At 31.8% G+C, this 905-nt stretch carries 1 pseudogene; it reads left to right on the top strand.

What is annotated here, in order from left to right:
- A pseudogene (locus ACFQZW_RS11260) lies at positions 1-905 on the top strand (LamG-like jellyroll fold domain-containing protein); the annotation flags it as partial.

Raw genomic sequence — 905 nt, 5'->3', positions numbered from 1 at the left:
GTTGGTAGGCCAAATAATGGAGATATTGAATTAACAGTTAGTGGTGATAATGATTATTTAATTGGGAATCCATATCCTTCAGCCATAGACGCAAATCAATTTATATTAGATAATAAAACTTCTATAACAGGAACTCTGTATTTTTGGGATCATTATGGGGGCGATTCACATTATTTATTAGACTATCAAGCAGGTTTTGCAACGTATAATTTATCAGGAGGAATAGGAATTGGTACTGCAGCAGAAGTCCATCCAATCAATGATCCTACAGCACCAGACGGAACAAAAGTTCCTGAGCGGTATATAGCAGTTGGTCAAGGATTTTTTATTCAAGGAGCTGGGGGTGCAAGCCAAACCATTGAATTTAATAATAATCAAAGAATATTTCAAACCGAAGGAAGTGGAAATTCAATTTTTATGAGGCCTTCAAAAACTGCAACCTCAAAAGATGTTTCAAATGGAGATACAAGAACAAAATTTAGAATTGGGTTTAGTACTTCAGAAATTCACAAACAGTTGTTATTAACGATTGATGAGAATGCGTCTGATGAGGTAGACTATGGGTATGATGCGAAAATATATGAAATTACTCCAGAAGATATGTATTGGTTAATAGATGATGAAAAGTTTGTGATTCAAGGAACAAATACTATATCTAATGATAAAGAGTTTCCAATTGGTTTAGAATTGAGTAAAAAATCAAAAATATCAATACATATAGATAGATTAGAAAATAACGAACAATTTGATAAATTATATATAAAAGATGCTTCAACAGGTGAGACCTTTGAAATAACAAATCAACCATTTGAAATTGAATTGGAAGCAGGTATTTATTCAGATAGATTTAAGTTAGTGTTCCAACCAAGGTTAAAAAGATTGGATGAAATTTCTTTAGAAAAAGG

It is taken from the genome of Lutibacter aestuarii (assembly GCF_042676885.1).
Lineage (GTDB): Bacteria > Bacteroidota > Bacteroidia > Flavobacteriales > Flavobacteriaceae > Lutibacter > Lutibacter aestuarii.
The sequence above is the reverse complement of the archived record's forward strand: the minus strand, read 5'-3'. Positions and strand labels throughout refer to the sequence as shown.